General features: G+C 33.2%; 13 protein-coding genes. 7 read left to right on the top strand and 6 right to left on the bottom strand.

What is annotated here, in order from left to right:
* Positions 1 to 3: 3 nt before the first annotated feature.
* The 3 genes from GFJ94_RS02340 to GFJ94_RS02330 are packed head-to-tail and all read left to right on the top strand — an operon-like array spanning position 4 to position 3276.
* The gene (locus GFJ94_RS02340) at positions 4 to 1782 is read left to right on the top strand and encodes a BatD family protein (RefSeq protein ID WP_153199986.1); all 1779 of its coding nucleotides are present in this window, start codon (positions 4 to 6) and stop codon (positions 1780 to 1782) included.
* Positions 1782 to 2543 (top strand): tetratricopeptide repeat protein, encoded by a 762-nt coding sequence (locus tag GFJ94_RS02335; RefSeq protein ID WP_153199985.1) that lies wholly within the window; start codon positions 1782 to 1784, stop codon positions 2541 to 2543. The genes GFJ94_RS02340 and GFJ94_RS02335 overlap by 1 nt, the downstream gene beginning before the upstream one ends.
* A 7-nt stretch (positions 2544 to 2550) precedes the next feature.
* Positions 2551 to 3276, top strand: a complete 726-nt coding sequence (locus tag GFJ94_RS02330) for a phosphodiester glycosidase family protein (RefSeq protein ID WP_153199984.1) — start codon at positions 2551 to 2553, stop codon at positions 3274 to 3276.
* Between the two features lie 3 nt (positions 3277 to 3279).
* Here the strand turns inward: GFJ94_RS02330 and GFJ94_RS02325 are convergent, their stop codons facing one another.
* Positions 3280 to 3801 (bottom strand): CvpA family protein, encoded by a 522-nt coding sequence (locus GFJ94_RS02325; protein WP_153199983.1) that lies wholly within the window; start codon positions 3799 to 3801, stop codon positions 3280 to 3282.
* A gap of 142 nt (positions 3802 to 3943) precedes the next feature.
* Between GFJ94_RS02325 and GFJ94_RS02320 the strand changes: the two genes are divergently transcribed.
* The 4 genes from GFJ94_RS02320 to GFJ94_RS02305 all read left to right on the top strand — a co-directional run bounded on the left by GFJ94_RS02320 (position 3944) and on the right by GFJ94_RS02305 (position 8849).
* Positions 3944 to 4300: a hypothetical protein gene (locus GFJ94_RS02320; RefSeq protein WP_153199982.1), complete on the top strand. Its 357-nt coding sequence runs from the start codon at positions 3944 to 3946 to the stop codon at positions 4298 to 4300.
* 68 nt (positions 4301 to 4368) lie between these two features.
* Positions 4369 to 5388 carry a phenylalanine--tRNA ligase subunit alpha gene (gene pheS, locus GFJ94_RS02315; protein WP_133610264.1) on the top strand — a complete coding sequence of 340 codons (1020 nt, stop codon included), beginning with the start codon at positions 4369 to 4371 and terminating at the stop codon, positions 5386 to 5388.
* Between the two features lie 44 nt (positions 5389 to 5432).
* Positions 5433 to 5840: a hypothetical protein gene (locus GFJ94_RS02310; RefSeq protein WP_153199981.1), complete on the top strand. Its 408-nt coding sequence runs from the start codon at positions 5433 to 5435 to the stop codon at positions 5838 to 5840.
* A gap of 171 nt (positions 5841 to 6011) precedes the next feature.
* On the top strand, positions 6012 to 8849 hold the full coding sequence (locus tag GFJ94_RS02305; RefSeq protein WP_153199980.1) for a GH92 family glycosyl hydrolase: 2838 nt from the start codon (positions 6012 to 6014) through the stop codon (positions 8847 to 8849).
* 114 nt (positions 8850 to 8963) lie between these two features.
* Here the strand turns inward: GFJ94_RS02305 and GFJ94_RS02300 are convergent, their stop codons facing one another.
* The 5 genes from GFJ94_RS02300 to nadD all read right to left on the bottom strand — a co-directional run bounded on the left by GFJ94_RS02300 (position 8964) and on the right by nadD (position 13728).
* Positions 8964 to 9941: a TerC family protein gene (locus tag GFJ94_RS02300; RefSeq protein WP_153199979.1), complete on the bottom strand. Its 978-nt coding sequence runs from the start codon at positions 9939 to 9941 to the stop codon at positions 8964 to 8966.
* A gap of 112 nt (positions 9942 to 10053) precedes the next feature.
* A complete protein-coding gene (locus tag GFJ94_RS02295; RefSeq protein WP_153199978.1) occupies positions 10054 to 11049 on the bottom strand; it encodes an NAD(P)H-dependent glycerol-3-phosphate dehydrogenase in 996 nt (331 codons plus the stop codon).
* Positions 11050 to 11269: 220 nt separating this feature from the next.
* Entirely contained in the window at positions 11270 to 12436 is a 1167-nt protein-coding gene (locus GFJ94_RS02290) for an iron-containing alcohol dehydrogenase (RefSeq protein ID WP_153199977.1), read from the bottom strand.
* A 78-nt stretch (positions 12437 to 12514) separates the two neighbouring features.
* Positions 12515 to 13147 carry a hypothetical protein gene (locus tag GFJ94_RS02285; RefSeq protein WP_153199976.1) on the bottom strand — a complete coding sequence of 211 codons (633 nt, stop codon included), beginning with the start codon at positions 13145 to 13147 and terminating at the stop codon, positions 12515 to 12517.
* Positions 13147 to 13728, bottom strand: a complete 582-nt coding sequence (nadD, locus tag GFJ94_RS02280; protein ID WP_153199975.1) for a nicotinate (nicotinamide) nucleotide adenylyltransferase — start codon at positions 13726 to 13728, stop codon at positions 13147 to 13149. Before nadD ends, GFJ94_RS02285 begins: the two co-directional genes overlap by 1 nt.
* Between the last annotated feature and the right edge of the window lie 68 nt (positions 13729 to 13796).

Raw genomic sequence — 13796 nt, 5'->3', positions numbered from 1 at the left:
CAAATGAAAAAGATACTTTTAGTTTTATTCTTGTCGTTTTTTTATAATTCTGTTTCCGCTCAAGTAAAATTTGAAGCGCAAACAGAAAGAAGTTCTTATGGTTTAAATGAGCGAATTCAATTGGTTTTTTCCATCAATAACGAAGGGGATAATTTTGTACCACCAAAGTTTCCTGGTTTTAAAGCTGAAGGTCCATTTATTAATAAGGGAAATCAAACTTCGATTACGATTGTAAATGGCAAGGTTACCCAAAAAAGAGAAATTTCAACCCAAGTTATTTATTATTTAACGCCAACAAAAAAAGGAACTTTTACTATTGGTTCTGCAAGTATCGAATACAACGAAACAAAATATAAATCGGCGCCAATAAAAATCACGATTACTGATCCTATCCAAATGCCAACCTATCCCGGTCAGCAACCGACAAATGTAAATTATGGAGAAGGAATTCATTTGGTAGCCGAAATGTCAACCAAAAATCCGTATGTGAATGAACCTGTTACCGTAATTTATAAATTGTATTTTGAACCTCGTTCAACGGTTGGAAATTTCAGAAATTTCAAAGCGCCAAAATACAATGATTTTTGGAGTCAATATATCGACATGAAGCAACTAAAAGCTGAACGTGGAAAATATAATGGCAAAGATTACAGCATGGTAGTTTTACGAAAGGTGATATTATATCCATTAGAAGCTGGTGCAAAAACGATTGAACCTTTTAAATTAGAGTTGGATGCCGAAGTGCCAACAGGTCGTCGCGATTGGTTTGGAGAATATGAAATGCGCGTCATTGAAAAATCACTTTCAACAGGAACGCAAACCATAAATGTAAAATCACTTCCTGAAAATGGAAAACCAGCAAGTTTTACTGGTGCAGTTGGAAATTTCGATTTTGAAGTAAAACCTTCAAAAACTTCTTTAAAAGCAGGTGAATCTTTAGATTTAGAAGTAAGTGTTTCAGGAAAAGGAAATTTAAAATTATTTACATTACCAAAACCAATAGTTCCAAGCGCTTTGGAAATGTACGAACCAGCGCACACCGAAAATGTACAAACACCAGTTACAGGAATGACCGGAAAAATTTCGGATAAATACACAATAATTCCTCAATTTAAAGGAAAATATACGATTAAACCAATGGAGTTTTCGTACTACGATTTGGCAAGTAAATCATACAAAACCATCACTTCAAAAGAAATCACTATTGATGTAGCAGAAGGTGATGCAACGTTTGTAGCCAATACTCCAAGTACGAATAAACAAGCCATTCAGAAAAAAGAAGTATTCCAATTCAATAAGTTGAAAACAGAATTTGTATCTGCTTCTAGAGAAGATTTCTTAGGTTCAGGATTGTTTTATAGTTTGTTATTTGCACCATTATTATTGATTCCGATTGTGATGATTGCCAGAAAACAAAAAGAAGCAAAAGATGCCGATGTTGTTGGAAACAGAAGAAAACAAAACAACCGATTAGTGAAGAAATATTTGTCCGAAGCTAAAAAACAAATGGGAGACAAAGTTCCGTTTTATATGGCAATGGAAAAAGCCTTACACAATTTCTTAAAAGCTAAATTACATATCGAAACGGTTGAAATGAGCAAAGACAACATCATTGAATTGTTACAACAAAGAAATGCTTCAGAAATCAGTATTTCTCAATTTATGGAATTAATGAACGATTGCGAATTTGCAAGATATGCACCAGCAACAGATATCGCAATGACTAATGATTTTGAACGAGCTGTGGAACGAATTTCAGAACTTGAAAAACAATTGAAATAATGAAAAATAAGATTATACTATTCCTTTTGTTTTTAGTTTCATTTGCCAATGCAAGCGAATCAATCGATGCTACGTTCAAAAAAGCAAACGATTTATATAACAAAGGAAATTACGAACAAGCGGTTCAATCTTTCGAAAGCATTGTAAACCAAGGCAACGAATCGGCTGATTTGTATTTTAATATTGCCAATTGCTATTACAAATTAGGAAAAGTAGCGCCATCCATTTACAATTATGAAAAAGCATTGCTTTTAAACCCAGATGATGAAGCGATTCAAACCAACTTGTCTTTTGCACAAAAAACAGCAATAGACGATATTAAAACCCTTCCTGAAGTCGGTTTTAAGAAAATGGTAAAAGAATTTACAAGCACATTTCATTACGATACATGGGCTTGGATTGCCGTTTTTATCGCTTTCCTGAGTTTGCTTTCGTTTTTGGGGTATTATTTTGGAAATACAGTGTTTCTAAAACGCACTTTTTTCAGTTTGTTTCTTTTGTTTTTAATCGGAATTGGCGTAACTGTTTTCTCCGCTTTTTTACAGAAAAAATTTGATACAAATTACAATCCAGCCATAGTTTTTGCAGAAGCAACCACTTTAAAAGCCGAACCGAAAAACAGTTCGGAAGATGTAGTAACGCTTCACGAAGGAACAAAAGTTTTCGTTTTAGAAGAATTAGGCAACTGGAAACAAGTAGAACTAACCGACAAAACCAAAGCTTGGATTGACAAAGAAGCGATTAAGGAAGTGAAAAAATAATTTCATCATGTCAAAAAAAGTCACTTTTATAATTTTATTAATCATAGCGTCAATTTCTGTTGGGTTTTATCAATTAGGTAAGCCTTTAACTGAAGATGAAAGATTTGTAAGTTATATTGTGAATCCAAAAAAGCAGAACTTAGATTTTTTTTGGAAAAATGAAAGAGGTGAGCATTTTAAAAATGCTGAAAATTTAATTTCTTGGCTCAAAAGTAAAAACAAAAAACTCCTGTTTTCAACTAATGGCGGAATGTATAAAAAAGACAATTCACCTCAAGGGCTATTTATCGAGAATAAAATCGTTAAATCAGAAATTGATGCTTCAAATGGAAATGGCAATTTTTATTTAAAGCCTAATGGTGTTTTCTATCTTACAACCGAAAAGAACCCAATAATTTGCAAAACAGAAGATTTTGTAAATAATGGAAAGATAAAATATGCAACTCAATCGGGACCAATGTTGGTAATTAATGGCGAAATTCATACTGCATTTAAAAAGAATTCAACCAATTTGAACATTCGTAATGGTGTTGGAATTTTACCAAACAATCAAATCGTATTTGCTATTTCAAAAAAAGAAATAAATTTTTATGATTTTGCCGAATATTTTAAAAATCTTGGTTGTAAAAATGCCTTATACTTAGATGGATTTGTGTCAAGAACCTATCTTCCAGAAAAGAATTGGAAACAAATCGATGGGAATTTTGGTGTAATAATCGGAGTTACAGAATAATCATTACTCCTCACTCGCAACTTCCGACTTCAAACTGTCATACCAACCTTCAATCGTAGGATAAATCGCTTTTGAAATATTCTGAATTGGATTATAAAAAATCGAATTCTCTTGTGTTTCTTTCGAAAGCAACATGTTATTGATGTTGATTTTCTCAAAAATAAAAAGCACGACACTCAACGCTAAAATCGTTTTCAAGAGGCTAAAAATCACACCTGCCAATTTATTAATCCAACCTAGAAAAGCAAAATCAGCTAACTTGGTTACAATTTTTGCACTCAAGTGTATGCCAATCACTACCAACAAAAAAGTGATGATAAAAGCGGTAATTTCAATATATTTCGGATTCCAACTTGGGACAATTCCGGTAAAAATCGCACCTACTAAACTCGAAAATTTAATCGCTAAGTAAATTCCTAAAATCAAAGCCACAAACGAAGCAACTTCTACAAAAAGCCCGTTTTTCAAGCCTTTATAAACCGCAAAACCCAATAAAACCGCAAAAACAATATCAATAAAACTCATTTGAAAGAAAATAGATGAAAGAATAAAGAACAAAGACGATAGATTGCTTAAAAAACAAAACCATCGATTATCTTTGCAAAACTAATATAGAAAGTTGGGAATAGTCTTTTTTCTTTTCTCTTTTTTCTTTCATCTATAAAAAATGTCAAGAGACGAACAATTAAAACAGCGTTGGGAAAGCGTTGTCAATATATTATCAGAAAAATTTTCAGGCGGAGAAGACCTTGATTTAGAAGGAATTATTTACTTAATCGGTGTACAAGAATTAGGAAAAATTCATGCTACTTTCAAAAAAGATGAAAAAGTAAACCTGATGCACATCGCTATTTGTCGTTTGTTAGAGCCTTATGGTTACTACGAATTTGAGTATTTTGATAACGAAGGTTGGCCGCATTACAAAGTAAAAGAAGAATTACCACCATTAAAAGCAGGTGAACAAGCCGTGCTAATGAAAGAAGCGATTGTGAGTTACTTTTTAGAGAAAGAATTGATTGATTAAAACTAATTACTAATCACTTTTCACTAATCACTAAAAATAACTAAATTTGCACCTTTATACAACGAGCGATGACAGAAACGATTAAAGCCCATATTGAAGAAGTAAAATCTTTTCAAACCGATAACAAAGAACAATTAGAAGCCTTCCGAATCAAGTATTTGGGAAGCAAAGGTTTGTTGAAAGACTTTTTTGCTGAATTCAAAAATGTTCCAAACGAACAAAAGAAAGAATTTGGTCAAGTAATCAACGAATTGAAAACTTCGGCAGAAGAAAAGGTAAAAACCATTCAAGACGCTTTAGAAAATAAAGAAGAAGCAAAAGGAATTTACGGCGATACAACGCGTCCGGGAGAAGCGATGAACATCGGTTCGCGCCACCCAATTTCTATTGTAAAAAACCAAATGATTGATATTTTTTCAACCATTGGTTTCAACGTGTCCGAAGGTCCAGAAATCGAAGACGATTGGCACAATTTTACCGCATTAAACTTACCAGAATACCATCCAGCAAGAGATATGCAGGATACGTTTTTCATTCAAACCAATCCTGATGTTTTGTTGAGAACACACACTTCATCGGTACAAGTGCGTTATATGGAAAATAACAAACCGCCTATTCGTACGATTTCACCGGGAAGAGTGTTTCGTAACGAGGCTGTTTCTTCGCGTTCGCACTGTATTTTCCATCAAGTGGAAGGTTTATATATTGACAAAGACGTTTCGTTTGCCGATTTAAAACAGACGTTGTTGTATTTCACCAAAGAAATGTTCGGAAAATCGAAAATTCGTTTGCGTCCGTCCTATTTTCCATTTACAGAACCAAGTGCTGAAATCGATATTTATTGGGGCTTAAAAACTGAAACTGATTATAGAATTACCAAAGGAACGGGTTGGTTAGAAATTGGTGGTTGTGGAATGGTAGATCCAAACGTATTGAAAAACTGCGGTATCAATCCAGACGAACACACCGGTTTTGCTTTCGGAATGGGAGTTGAACGTATTGCGATGTTATTATACCAAATTGGCGATATCCGTATGTTTTATGAAAACGATGTAAGATTTTTGGAACAATTCAAATCGAGTATTTAATACAAAGTCTTAATTCTTAATACTTTTATCTTAATACTATTTCAATGAAAAAAGACATTATCATCCCAAAAGTAGCAAACGTTCACATTGTAGCTTTTCAAGAATGGAACGACGATTTTATGGAGAATTCTTGGTACGCTTATTTAATAAACGACACCGATGATTTGCTAGAAATGGCTATGGTAGTTTCACGCGCTTATGGTTTAATCAATGGTGAAGAACGCAAAACAGGAACATTCCGTCATGCATTTGCTAAAGTAGAACCAAGAACCGCCGTTAAAGTTGAATTGTTAGAAAATAACGTGTTGCAATTGAATAACGAATTCATGCTGTCGTATTTTGCAAACGGACAATTATACGATAAAACCTTCGTATTTCGAGTAAACACCATCAACGAAAAAGCCACTGCCGACTTACCAATCATCAACAAAAGAGGCGTTTTCGCAAATTAGATTTTTGTAAATTATAATATTTAAACCACGAATGCACTGATTTTGTACTCGTGGTTTTTTATTTTTCAATAAATTTATTTCCCAAAAAATCATAATTCTATCTCATTTTAAATAGTAAGATTGCTTTCCTTAATTTTTTTCCTCAATTTTATACTTTGAAAAAAAATTAAAATGAAGAAAATCCTTTTTTCCGTATTATTTGTAACCGCTTTTGGTTTTGCACAAGATTACGCCAAACATGTTAATCCATTTATTGGAACTGGTGGACATGGACACACTTTTCCAGGTGCTACTTTGCCTTACGGAATGGTGCAATTGTCCCCAGATACACGAATCGATGGCAGTTGGGATGGCTGTGGAGGTTATCATTATTCTGACAATTTGATTTACGGATTTTCGCACACGCATTTGAATGGAACCGGTGTTTCGGATTATGGCGATATCATGTTGATGCCAACTATGGGAAAACATACAATTAGTAGTAAAGATTATTCTTCTACTTTTTCACACTCTAACGAAAAAGCTTCCGCAGGGTTTTATTCCGTCAAATTAGACAAACATAATATCGATGTGCGTTTAACTGCATCAACTCGAGTTGGTTTTCATGAATATACGTTTAATCAAAGTGGACAAGGCAATATTATCTTAGACTTGAATCATCGCGATAAGTTATTGGAAGGAAGAATTCGAGTTGTAGACAATAAAACCATTGAAGTATTACGAAGAAGTGAAGCTTGGGCAAGAGATCAATATGTGTATGCCCGAATTGAGTTTAATGTAGCGTTTACTGATATATATTTTACTAGAAAATCTAATCAAGATAAAAAAGGGGATGATATTGAATTAAGCGCAGCTACTTTTACTAAACAAGTCAAAAAAGGTGAAAAAATTCTTGTAAAAGTATCGCTTTCGCCAACAAGTTACGAAGGTGCCAAACTAAACAGTTCCGAAATCAAACATTGGGATTTTAATAAAGCGCACAAAGCCGCGATTGCACTTTGGAACAAAGAATTATCAAAAATTGAAGTCACTTCTAATGATAAAGACAAGTTAGCGATTTTTTACACGGCGTTATATCACACCATGATGCAACCAAATATTGCACAAGATTTAGACGGAAAATACCGCGGTAGAGACAACCAAATTCATGTTGCAGAAGGATTTGATTATTATACGGTATTCTCGCTTTGGGATACTTTTAGAGGCGCACATCCGTTGTATACTTTGATTGATAAAAAACGAACTGCCGATTACATTAACACCTTCATCAAACAATACGAACAAGGTGGTAGATTACCGGTTTGGGAATTAGCATCTAATGAAACCGATTGTATGATTGGCTATCATTCGGTTTCTGTAATTGCCGATGCGATGGTAAAAGGCATTACAGGTTTTGATTACGAAAAAGCCTTTGAAGCGAGTAAAGCTTCAGCCATGCGTGATGTTTTAGGTTTGGATGCTTATAAGAAAAACGGTTTTATTTCGATAGATGACGAACACGAAAGTGTTTCCAAAACCTTAGAATATGCTTATGACGATTGGTGTATTGCTCAAATGGCGCAAATTTTAAACAAGCAAGAAGATTACCAATATTTCATGAAACGTTCTCAAAATTGGAAAAACATTTTTGATTGGGAAACGGGTTTCATGCGTCCAAAGAAAAACGGCGGTTGGGATAAACCTTTTGATCCAAGAGAAGTCAACAATAATTTCACTGAAGGTAATTCTTGGCAATATTCGTTTTTCGTACCACAGGATGTTTACGGCATGATTCAAGCGTATGGCGGACCTGAAAAATTTGAAGCCAAGTTAGACGAAATGTTCAACAGCGAAAGCAAAACTACAGGAAGAGAACAAGTCGATGTTACAGGTTTAATTGGGCAATATGCACACGGAAACGAACCAAGTCACCACATGGCGTATTTGTACAATTATGTGGGGAAACCAGAAAAAACAAATGAAAAAGTCAAGTATATTTTAGATAATTTTTACACCAATACGCCAGATGGTTTAATTGGAAACGAAGATTGCGGTCAAATGAGCGCTTGGTATGTGTTGAGTGTTTTAGGAGAATATCCAGTTTGTCCTGGAAGTATTATTAATCATTATGAAAACGATTTATATTTTGATAAAATAGTATTAAATCTTGAAGGTTTTGAAAAGGTTGAAATTTCAGAAGAACAAAGAATAATCGACAAACAAAAAGCGATTCAACAAGAGAAAGAAATCGTATCTTCTGAAGAAATTAATTGGGATTTAGTTTATGTTGTTGAAGATATTATTGAAGTTCCTGTAATTGAAGCGAAAACTAAATCATTTAAGGATAAATTATTAATTAGCTTCAATTCTTATCCAAATTACAGAGGTGAAAAAATTAAATATCGAATAATTGATAGTTCTAAAACAGACGTTTTTAATGAGTATAAAAAACCTTTTTATATTAATTCAAGTTGTAAAATCGAATTTTATAAAGAAGTAATTTTTAAAAACAATCTTTCTAAAAGCAACACCATTTCTGCAACCTTTTTCAAAAAACCAAACAATTACAGCATCAACATCAAATCAGTTTACAATCCGCAATATCATGCCGGTGGTCCAGAAGGGTTGTTAGACGGTATTTTAGGGACTGAAAATTGGAGAAAAGGCGATTGGCAAGGCTACCAAAGTCAGGATTTTGAAGCGGTTGTCGATTTACAAGAAGTGAAAAACATCAATGAAATTTCAGCGCGTTTTTTACAAGACCAACGTTCGTGGATTTTAATGCCAATGAAAGTCGATTATTATATTTCGGATGATAATGTGAATTTTACGTATTTCGGTTCGGTAAACAATACATTAGATCCAAAATTAGAGGAAAACACGATTTTAAATTTCACTTCTAATGAAACCAAAGCAAAAAAAGCACGTTACGTAAAAGTAATCGCCAAAAACTTTGGTAAACTACCCGATTGGCATCAAGGCGCTGGTGGTGATGCGTTTATTTTTGTCGATGAGATTACAATTAAATAGAAAATAAAAAGATGCTTTTGTCATGCTGAACTTGTTTCAGCATCTTTTTTATATTAAGTATGGAGAATCTGAAACGAGTTCAGATTGACAGAAATTAATTCTTTCTAAATAAAATTAATCCTTATCAGGAAATAACAAAGAAGCGATTACAGACAATAAAAGCGCACAACCTACCACCATTAAAGAAAATGATGTTTCAATATGATAAAAAGGCGCTACAATCATTTTTATTCCTATAAAAGCCAATATAAAAGCCAATCCGTATTTCAATTTGCTGAACATGTACATAAAGTTCGCCAACAAGAAATACAACGAACGCAATCCTAAAATAGCAAAAATATTAGAGGTGTATAAAATAAATGGATCATCTGGTGCGATTGCAAAAATGGCCGGAATACTGTCTACCGCAAATAATAAATCGGTAAGTTCTACAATTGCTACAACAACAAACAAAGGCGTTGCCATTTTAATTCCGTTCTGAATGGTGAAAAATTTATCACCATCAAAATTCGGACTTACTTTAAAAAAGCGGTGTACTAATTTGGAACCCGCACTTTTGCTAAAATCTGTATTTCCGTCATCTTCTTCACTGCTAAAACCCGATTTTATTCCGGCAACAATTAGAATAATTCCGAAAATAAATAACAAATAGTTGATTTTAACGACTTGTCCAAAAAGCTCCATTTCAGGTAAATAGGTGTAATTTAGCAACCAAACACCTGTAAAAATAAAAATGGCTCTAAATACCAAAGCACCAATTACACCCCAAAACAATACTTTGTGTTGGGCTTCTTTAGCCACATTGAAATAGCCAAAAACCAATATAAAAACAAATAAATTATCAACAGAAAGCGCCTTTTCAATCCAATAAGCGCCTTGAAATTGCATGAATTTCTCGGCTCCCATGTAGTGATAAATAATTCCACTGAATCCCATGGAAAGTGAAATCCAAATTATGGACCAAATAGTCGCCTCACGATTAGAAACCACATGACTTTTTTTATTTAAAACCCCTAAATCAAGAATTAGCATTGCTAAAATTACGATAGTAAAAGCAGCAATAATTCCTGGGTGATTTATTAAGTTGTCCATTGTTTTATCCTAATATTCTAATAATGTGACGAGTAAAATGAATTAGTTATAAAAAAAATGTAAACAAATAAAAAGCAATTGTTTACATTTTTAAGCAACCTAAAAAGGTAATTTAATTTAATTTATCTGTTAAAGCTTTAAAAACAGTTTTAGCGTCTTTATTTTCGTATAATATTTTATAAACAGCATCAATAATTGGTGTATCGGCACCATATTCTTGGTTTAATTTATAAGCACTTTTTACTGCATAATATCCTTCTGCAATCATACTCATTTCCATTTGAGCCGATTTTACGGTATAGCCTTTTCCAATCATGTTTCCAAACATTCTATTTCTAGAAAAAACCGAATATCCAGTTACTAATAAATCGCCTAAATAAGCCGAATTATTAATATTTCGCTTCATTTTGTGCACTTTTCGAATGAATTTCTTCATTTCGCGAATTCCATTACTCATTAAAACCGCTTGGAAGTTATCACCATAGCCTAACCCATGCGCAATTCCTGCTGCAATAGCATAAATATTTTTTAAAACAGCTGCATATTCGGTTCCGATGATATCATCCGTAGTTTTTGCTTTGATATAGTGTGAGCTTAGATTTTTAGCCACATATTTGGCTTTTTTTCTATCGCTACATGCAATTGTAAGATACGACAAACGTTCCATAGCAACTTCTTCCGCGTGACAAGGCCCTGTAATTACGCCAATATTTTCAAACGGAATATCGTATTTGGTATGAAAATGTTCACCAACAATTAAGCTCGATTCTGGAACAATTCCTTTAATCGCAGAGAAAATGATTTTTCCTTCTAAACTTTCGGTTAAACTTTCTAATTCTTTGCTTAAAAAAGCAGAAGGAACCACAAAAATCACATAATCAGCATAAGCAACGGCTTCGTTGATATCGTTTGTAAGTTTTAATTTATTGGTGTCAAACGCAACCGAACTTAAATAATTTGGGTTGTGTTTTTGATGTTTCAAATGCTCAATAGCATAAGTACTTCGCATATACCAAGCGATTTCGTCTTGATTTTCACAAAGCATTTTTGCAATTGCAGTTGCCCAACTTCCTCCTCCAATGACTGCAAATTTCGGCTTCTTTTCCATTATGTGTTTCTATTTAGAAAATCAAAAATAATCATTTTAAAAGGATTTACAAAAAACGTTTGCGTGAAACGGGTTTTAAACACATAGTCACACAAATTTTTAAGAATCATTGCCAAAAAATATGATTAATTTTAACGCAAAGTTCTCAGAGTTTCACGCAAAGTTTGGTAAGCTTTAACAAGAAGCTTCGCTTTGAAAAGCAAAAAATATGTGTTTATTCTTAGTAACTCATTTCTACGATTGCTTTTACCTTTTCGATGGTGATATTTTGTTTTTCTCCTAACACTTTCCAACCTCTTTCTTCAAATCGATTGGCGATGAAATCAGCCGTTTTTTCGAAATTTTCTGTGTTTTCCGATAATTTGGTTTTCATGCCCATTTTATGGAAGAATTTAACTGTTTTTTCAATCGCTTTTTCTGCAATTTCTTCAGTTGAATTGCCTTGAATGTTCCAAACACGTTGGCCGTATTGTGCTAGTTTTTCTTTTTTTGTGTCGAACATGACACGATATAAATTTGGACCAATGATTGCCAATGTTCTCGCATGGTCAATTTCGTATAAAGCGGTTAATTCGTGACCAATCATATGCGTTGCCCAATCTGATGGAACACCTTTTTGAATCAAGCCATTCAATGCCATTGTTGCACTCCAAACAAAGTTGGAAGCCAATTTATAATCGCTCGGATTTTCCACTACATCTGGACCAATTTCAATTAACGTTTGTAAAATACTTTCTGAAATTCGGTCTTGTAGCAAAGCATCGTGTGTATAGGTCAAATATTGTTCCATTACGTGCGTGAACGCATCCACAACTCCGTTTTGCAATTGTCTTTTTGGTAACGAAGTTATGACTGTTGGATCTACAATGGAGAATACTGGAAACAAAGCGCTTCCGCCTAAAGTTAATTTCTCTTGCGTAGCTTCAATTGTAACCACAGCACCTGAATTCATCTCAGAACCTGTAGCAGGTAAGGTTAAAACTGTTCCAAAAGGAATTACTTTAGAAACATCTTTGAATAAAATACGTTTTTTCAAAATATCCGCTGCATCGCCTTCAAAATTAACGGCAGCAGAAATAAATTTCACACCATCAATCACGCTTCCGCCACCAACAGCTAAGATAAAACCAATTTTTTCAGCACGAATAATTTCAACCGCTTTCATTAAAGTTTCAAAACGAGGATTTGGTTCGATGCCACCAAATTCCACAACATCGTGATTGGGTAAAGCTGCTTTTACTTGGTCGTAAACGCTATTTTTAAAGATACTTCCACCACCATAAGCGATAAGAATTTTAGTATTTGAAGGAACTAAATCAGTTAGTTTTTCAATTTGTCCTTTTCCAAAGACATAGTTTACAGGATTGTATAATTCGAAGTTTAGCATAATAGTTGTCTTGCTGAATTTAGTTCAGCATCTTGACAAAGTTACACAATGCGATTGGAAACGAATGGTAAAGGAATGTTAAGATAGTTTGCTTTCTTTTTTCATTTTTTCTATAAAAAACAAATAATCAGTCGTGTTTTTATATTTCTTGTCTACAAGATTTAGATATTGTTTTTTGAAAATGATAAGTTCATTAGTAATTATAAAAAACAGATCTTTTTTAATTGCTTCGAGTTGTTCAGATGAATACAATTGAAAATATGTTATAATTAATTTACCATTATGGTAAAAAGAAATACTATTTTTTAAACCTTGTGATAAAAAGGCGCCATTTGATTTTCCAGTTTTGCTGCCATATTTATCTGAAAATTCTATTTTGAAATCATTGATTTGATTATATTCAAAGAGTTGATGATTGATTTTTATTCCATCTTTTTGAAAAGAAATTTCTCCTTCGAGTTTTCCATTTAATTTTTCATATTCACCAAATCTCATAATAACTGAGATTAGAAATAATCCCAAACAGACATAAATAATATTTTTTAGAATGCTTTCAAATGTGTTTTCAATATTATTTTCTGCGTTTGATAAAATAAGTAAAAGTATTAATGCAAATGATATTGAAATCAATTGTAGTTGTTCAGAATTATCCCATCTTTTATAAAATGGTAAAGATTTATCTTTGATATAAATTTTAGCTTTAAAATTCATTACTTCTTATAAAACATATTATGCTCCATATATTCCCAAACTTTATTCGGTAACATCGGAACCACATTTTTACCCTTTTTAATGCTTTCTCGGATGAAAGTTGAGGATAATTCTATTACAGGCGCGCCCACTCGATGAATTTTTGCATGATTCACAAATTGCTCGTCAATTTCACCAGAATTTAGTCGTGGATAGACATAAATATTATGGTTTTGCAAAATAACTTCGTAGTTTTTCCATTTGTGAAGCGAGTTCAAATTGTCTTCGCCCATAATCAAAGAAAATTCGTGTTTTGGAAACTTTTCTTGTAAATGCACTAAGGTATTTACGGTATAATTCGGTTGCGGTAATTTGAATTCAATATCCGAAGGTTGGATTTTTGGGTAATCTTCCGTTGCTAAATGCACCATGTGTAAACGATGGTAATCATCTAACAACGTACTTTTCTGCTTGTGCGGATTGTGAGGCGTAACCACCATCCAAATTTGATCCAAATCAGAATGCTCTGCCATGTGATTAGCAATAATTAAATGCCCAATGTGAATGGGATTAAACGTTCCGAAATACAGACCTATTTTCATTTTTGTTACACAGAGTTTCACGAAGTTTTACACAGAGTTTCACGAAGTTTTTTGTACTACTTGGTGCA

The organism is Flavobacterium sp. LMO8 (genome assembly GCF_009495755.1).
Taxonomy (GTDB): Bacteria; Bacteroidota; Bacteroidia; order Flavobacteriales; family Flavobacteriaceae; genus Flavobacterium.
Note: the sequence above shows the minus strand (reverse complement) of the source record. Positions and strands in the feature narration are given on the sequence as shown.

Coding starts and splice junctions, on each gene's coding strand:
- GFJ94_RS02320 (WP_153199982.1), top strand. CDS start 3,944: ATGTCAAGAGACGAACAATTAAAACAGCGTTGGGAAAGCGTTGTCAAT.
- GFJ94_RS02325 (WP_153199983.1), bottom strand. CDS start 3,801: ATGAGTTTTATTGATATTGTTTTTGCGGTTTTATTGGGTTTTGCGGTT.
- GFJ94_RS02305 (WP_153199980.1), top strand. CDS start 6,012: ATGAAGAAAATCCTTTTTTCCGTATTATTTGTAACCGCTTTTGGTTTT.
- pheS (WP_133610264.1), top strand. CDS start 4,369: ATGACAGAAACGATTAAAGCCCATATTGAAGAAGTAAAATCTTTTCAA.
- GFJ94_RS02295 (WP_153199978.1), bottom strand. CDS start 11,049: ATGGAAAAGAAGCCGAAATTTGCAGTCATTGGAGGAGGAAGTTGGGCA.
- GFJ94_RS02285 (WP_153199976.1), bottom strand. CDS start 13,147: ATGAATTTTAAAGCTAAAATTTATATCAAAGATAAATCTTTACCATTT.
- GFJ94_RS02300 (WP_153199979.1), bottom strand. CDS start 9,941: ATGGACAACTTAATAAATCACCCAGGAATTATTGCTGCTTTTACTATC.
- GFJ94_RS02340 (WP_153199986.1), top strand. CDS start 4: ATGAAAAAGATACTTTTAGTTTTATTCTTGTCGTTTTTTTATAATTCT.
- GFJ94_RS02330 (WP_153199984.1), top strand. CDS start 2,551: ATGTCAAAAAAAGTCACTTTTATAATTTTATTAATCATAGCGTCAATT.
- GFJ94_RS02335 (WP_153199985.1), top strand. CDS start 1,782: ATGAAAAATAAGATTATACTATTCCTTTTGTTTTTAGTTTCATTTGCC.
- GFJ94_RS02310 (WP_153199981.1), top strand. CDS start 5,433: ATGAAAAAAGACATTATCATCCCAAAAGTAGCAAACGTTCACATTGTA.
- GFJ94_RS02290 (WP_153199977.1), bottom strand. CDS start 12,436: ATGCTAAACTTCGAATTATACAATCCTGTAAACTATGTCTTTGGAAAA.
- nadD (WP_153199975.1), bottom strand. CDS start 13,728: ATGAAAATAGGTCTGTATTTCGGAACGTTTAATCCCATTCACATTGGG.